4 protein-coding genes are annotated in these 5,279 nt (G+C 52.3%); all 4 read left to right on the top strand.

The window, feature by feature from the left end; genetic code table 11:
• Window positions 1-351: 351 nt before the first annotated feature.
• Window positions 352-1,869 carry a COG3904 family protein gene (locus tag HAT86_RS16735; RefSeq protein WP_167200627.1) on the top strand — a complete coding sequence of 506 codons (1,518 nt, stop codon included), beginning with the start codon at window positions 352-354 and terminating at the stop codon, window positions 1,867-1,869.
• A 294-nt stretch (window positions 1,870-2,163) separates the two neighbouring features.
• On the top strand, window positions 2,164-3,363 hold the full coding sequence (locus HAT86_RS16730) for a hypothetical protein (protein WP_167200624.1): 1,200 nt from the start codon (window positions 2,164-2,166) through the stop codon (window positions 3,361-3,363).
• A 12-nt stretch (window positions 3,364-3,375) separates the two neighbouring features.
• Entirely contained in the window at window positions 3,376-4,809 is a 1,434-nt protein-coding gene (locus tag HAT86_RS16725) for a hypothetical protein (RefSeq protein ID WP_167200621.1), read from the top strand.
• A 22-nt stretch (window positions 4,810-4,831) separates the two neighbouring features.
• Window positions 4,832-5,279, top strand: a 448-nt coding sequence (locus HAT86_RS16720; RefSeq protein WP_167200618.1) for a hypothetical protein, incomplete at its 3' end; no start/stop codon positions are given.

Here is a 5,279-nt window from a genome sequence, read left to right as displayed (position 1 = left end):
TGACGACGTCATCCGGCAGTACCTGGAATTACATTCCTCCAAGTGATGCCTCCGGCGTCAGCCGGTGGTCCTTCACTCCGCCGTTGACACGAGTGCTGAATGCCTGCGTCGCGGATTGTAGAAGCCATTGATGACAACATGCTTTGGTACGAAATCACAGATGCCCGTGGTAATCGAGGTTGGCTGAGCCGGAAGTTTTTGGAGGAGGTGGAGTGATGATGGATAGCCTGTCTTGCTTCAGGGCTTATCGAAAGATCACTATGAAGGCCGGGTGACTGGGTCGTGTAGTTTGAGATGCAAGTTTTGTGACGTGAATAGGTGTGATGTAGATGTGGTTTGCGATTAAAAACTTTGCGCCAAGTCTCAACAGAAGCCAACATAGCGGCAAGGGAGAAAACGATTTTGATCATATCTAAAAAAATAACCTTGGCAGGAGCACTTTCGGCGACCATTGGGCTGGCTTGTTGCGCTTCATTGAGCGCTGCTAACGCAGCAATAATTCAATTCAAGAAAAATGAAGAGATGGGATGCAGTATATCTGTTGAAGGTGTGATAGAAAGCGGCGATGCAGAAAAGCTTGGAACTCTAGTAGCCAAGCAACGAGCACAAGACCGAGCAAACGGTAATTTTTTTGAATTTATGGATTCTCCCAGTGGGCGTCGTATTTGCTTTGATAGCCCTGGTGGCAACATGGTTGAAGCTATGGCAATGGCTGAGATTATTTCAGGCGGCACTTCTTCTAGAGGCCCCGGTGGAAACCAACTGGGCACAGCTGTTGGCCGCAATGCACGTTGTGAAAGCGCATGTGCGCTGGCCTTTATGGCTGGCTCCTGGGCACGCAGCGAAGGTGAGGTTACAGGTCCTAACCGCGTAATACACCCAACTTCTAGACTTGGATTTCACAGGCCTAATCTCGTTGTTTCGTCAGGAAGTTATTCAGAGAAAGAAATTGATGCTGCCTTTGGTGTTGCTTTAGATACAATCAGTTTAGTCATCAAAGCTAGGACGGCTAATTGGCTCGACTTTCCAGAATCTCTATTCTCCACAATGCTCAGTACGCCACACAGTGGAATGTATTTTATTGAGACAGTGGGAGAGGCTGCGAGGTTGTCCATTCAGGTCGCACCTACATCTTTTTTTAATGGGGCATCTCCTCAGGCAATTTTGAATTTTTGTAATTCTGTAGATGCTAGCCTACTCGATACTGATCCCCCATCAACGTACATGATAAGTTCTGGAGAGATTGAACTTGTAGCTAACGCGTACGATCGTTGGACGATCCCTTCTGGTTTCAGAGAGGAGGCAGTTAGTGGCTGTACCGTGGCAATTTTTGATGCCCAAAGGCACGCAACTGATCCTGTCGGATATGCTTTTATTGGTGACTACGATGTTGACCGTAGAAAAGACATATGGCCGTTTCAATCTTTTCCCAGTGAAACTCAAATATCCATGCTTGAACGTGCTACTCCGTTGCTTGCGGCTGAATTCATAAAAGCACTCAGAAATTCAAGCGAGAAAACAAACCCTGCGACTTGCTGGCTAACCGGGCCATCTGCTCGCATCGCGAACGTTAAGGAATACGTAAACCTCCGCCGACGACCAGACTTCTCGGCACCTGTTATTCGCCAAGTTCCGCTCAGCGAGCGAGTGCGTGCAACACGTGCTGACAACATCACGGTAATCGGGCAAGAGCGTGATCGTCAGTCCTGCATAAATGCCTGCCAAGCCTTTGGGGCGAACTCCGAGGATGGTAACGCCCGCGATCGCGTGCAGCAGTGCATTGATGACAACATGCTTTGGTACGAAATCACAGATGCCCGTGGGAATCGAGGCTGGGTGAGCCGGAAGTTTTTGGAGGAGGTGGAGTGATGCGGATCATTAGATCGCTTGTAATGGCAAGTTGGGTCGCACTCGTGTTAGTTTCGTGGGTTTCGATCCCTGCTCCGTCTCTGGCAGCAACTATTGAGCGATACGCTGATCCAGATATGGGATGTCGGTTACGTCTTTCTGGCAACATCGAAGCGGGTGACGCAGACAATCTTGAGACTCAAATCGAGGAAGTGCTGGGTGTGATGCCGGCACGGGGAATATTCTACGACACAATCGGCGAGTATCCAGAATTTGCAGTATGTTTTGATAGCAGAGGAGGATCTTTGTCCGAAGGTGTTCGCATTGCACAAGTCTTGCATCGCGCCCAAGTTTCTAGCGCTGTACCGGCAGGTGCAAGCTGCGAAAGTGCGTGTGCGGTCGGTTTTATGGGGGGGGGCGCGCGATGCGTCAAATAGTGATGAATTCTTCACTGTTCCGCACAGGCTTTTGAACCCTCAAGGTCGCCTTGGTTTTCACGCTCCGTCCCTTGGTATAGACGATGGACAGTTTACTGCGGATCAATTGAACAGAGCCTTTCAGGTCGCCTTGGATGGTATTCAGGCAGTCCTCCGCCTTGCCACTGATCAGCAGATTGATTTTCCGCCTTCTCTTTTGGTATCCATGCTGGAAACGCCGCCGGCGGACATGTTTTATGTCGATACCATACATGAAGCAAACCGCTGGAAGATCAATCTGCATCCAGTGGCCTATCCAACGGGTTCTCCTATTCCTGCATTAACTTTTGCCTGTTTGAACGCCTATGTCTTCGGAACTGAAATTAGATTAGAGCCTCTGAGACATTGGTTTGAGCGAATATTGGAGCCACAGAGCCAATATGCCATTTTGCGTTCTGACTATCCTTTGAGTGAATACTTTGGAGAGATGCCGCAATCATTCTTTGAGGAAAATTTTACATTACGGGTCCTGCCAATGTGGTCCTTTCTTGATGCCCCGGCGGGTTTTTGTATAATCGCAAGAGACCTTGCAACTGTGACTTTGTGGGATGCAAATGGTTTAACTCATCTTCATCCCTTTCAATTTTACAGCCCGGATACTCGTATATCTAATTTGCCATGGGACGGATCAGGCTCAGCGGAGAGACTTGCCACGGAGAGCGCGGCCGCGTTCGCACAGCTTCAACCGAATAGGGTGTTAAGTTGTTGGCTCACCTCTCCCACCGCCCGCGTTACTAACGTTAACAAATACGTCAACCTCCGCCGGCGACCGGATTTCTCGGCCGCAGTCTTCCGCGAAGTTCCGCTCGGCGAGCGCGTGAGCCTGATTAAAGCTAGCAGCATGTGGTTCATCGAAGCACAGCCGGAACGCGAGGATTGTTTCGAAGCCTGCCAAGCGATTGGTGCCAACAGACGGGACACAACGGCAGCCGGTCGCGTGCGCCAGTGTATTGACGACAATCGACTATGGTACGAGATCACCGATGCCCGTGGGAATAGAGGCTGGGTGAGCCGGAAGTTTTTGGAGGAGGTGGAGTAGAATGTGGGGGAAATGTCGACGGAGGATGATGGAGTGATTGGTGCGATTTTTCACGGTGCCAGGGCGGTTTTATTGGGTGTAGTCTTTACTTTTTCACTCCTTCCACCAGCACAGGCCCAGAGCGTCGACGAGGCCATTTTGCGGCTCTCTCTGATGCTCTCACGAGAGATTGGCTGTGCGGTGTCCGATCCGATATTCAACGTCGCAGCTGTTCCAGCTAAGGATGCAAGCCAGACACTCGATGCACAGATCCTGACCCGTATCGAAGGTGTGATCCTCGATGCCGTCCGCCGCGAGTCGCTCGACTGCGTGAGGATCACCGAGGTCGCCCGAGCCTTTGACACGCTGGCCTTTGTCCAGAACCTCGGCCGTTGGGACGAACTCGGTATGGAACAGCGCGCAAAGGTGGCGTCCGAATTGTCAAATGCCGACGCGACCATCACGATTGTCCTCAGTCGGGCAGGGGAGGCCTACACAGCAAGTGTGAGCCTCGTTGAGCTTGATACAGGCCGGACACTAGCAAGCACACGCGCTGAAATTCCCGAGGAACTTACAGCGAGCCGCTGTGGGGCGTCTGCAGCAGCGGAGGCAAGTGGCCTCGCGACGCTCGCGGCATCCTTAGTTGCACGAGTTCCAAATGCTGATGTGCTGTACGTCGATCAAGCCACGTATCAGGATAGTTTCGACCCGCTCGGTTATGGGAGCTACATCGCTGACCAGTTCATCGCTGCCCTCTCTCAGGACGAGGGGAATGTAATCACTGGCGCCTCGCTGACTGTTCGGCGGCTAACTGATCTTGGCGAAGCATCGCTTGGCCCTAACGATCATACTATCATGCTACGTTACTGGCCATGTAACGACTTGTCGGCCGTGCGCCTGAATGTGATAGCGACCTCTGGGCAAGGCGATGTTATAACCATAGGTCAGGACCTGAGTCTTGCGGCTCTGCCAGCCGACCTTGTTATCGTGCCGCCCTTCGCGACTGAAGTACCAGGAACCAAGACGCCAACCGCCGAGGGGGCGGGAAAGCCGGAGCCAGACCTTGGGTTCATCTTCATAGAACCTCGTCTGATTAGTGTTGGGCGGCTTTTGACCATTTCGGTCGAACCGCCCGCAGATTGCAATCCTTTCTTTTTCGACATTTCGTCTAGCGGCCGGCTGACGCCGATTCCGACGAATATTTTTGAGATCACCGAAATCCGTCCCGGTCTCCTGCGCTACGACAACAATTCGAGCTCCAAATATGGGATCATTGTCCAAGCTGAGGATGAGCCAGGCCTGCATCGGCTGGGCTTTGTTTGTCAGCCCTCTGGCTTGCGCCAAGATGATATTCGCGATGTCCTGCGGCAACTGCGCCAGGAGCATGGGGAAAGCACAGGCGGCGTCATCTCCATCGAGGGCTGGGACATAGTTTACAACACCATGACATACGAAATCCTGAGATAAAGACTGAGCAAGGGGAATCATCATGAACACAATCAAAACCATCCTGATTGCGGCCGGACTTACTGTTGTGAACTCAGAGGGTTTTGCGCAATCGGTTATCACGCTCGACTCGTTCGATCTGGAGGATGCGGGTCCAACTGCGGCTGCACCGTCGACTGCACAAAGCGCCGTACCGCAAAGCTGTTTGGTGAACCCCGATCAACCATCGTGCGGCTCTGGGGCTGGAGGCAGCAGTCGGCAATTCAGCCTGAGCGATGTTGTGAACCTCGGCATAATTGACCGCTCCGAGGTGGAGGTCGAGAATGCGCAAGGCACCGTTGTGCGCGTAGAAGACCGGGTAGAACCGCTCCCTTCTATCGATCTCGAAATCCTCTTTGACTATGACAGTGCCGACTGTCAACGGCGGAGTAAAACCCGACCAAAGGGCGGCGCAAAATTAGGCCACTTTGGGGTTGGGCGTGAAGGGCGCA

This window comes from Roseovarius gahaiensis (assembly GCF_011601345.1).
Lineage (GTDB): Bacteria > Pseudomonadota > Alphaproteobacteria > Rhodobacterales > Rhodobacteraceae > Roseovarius > Roseovarius gahaiensis.
The sequence above is the reverse complement of the archived record's forward strand: the minus strand, read 5'-3'. Positions and strand labels throughout refer to the sequence as shown.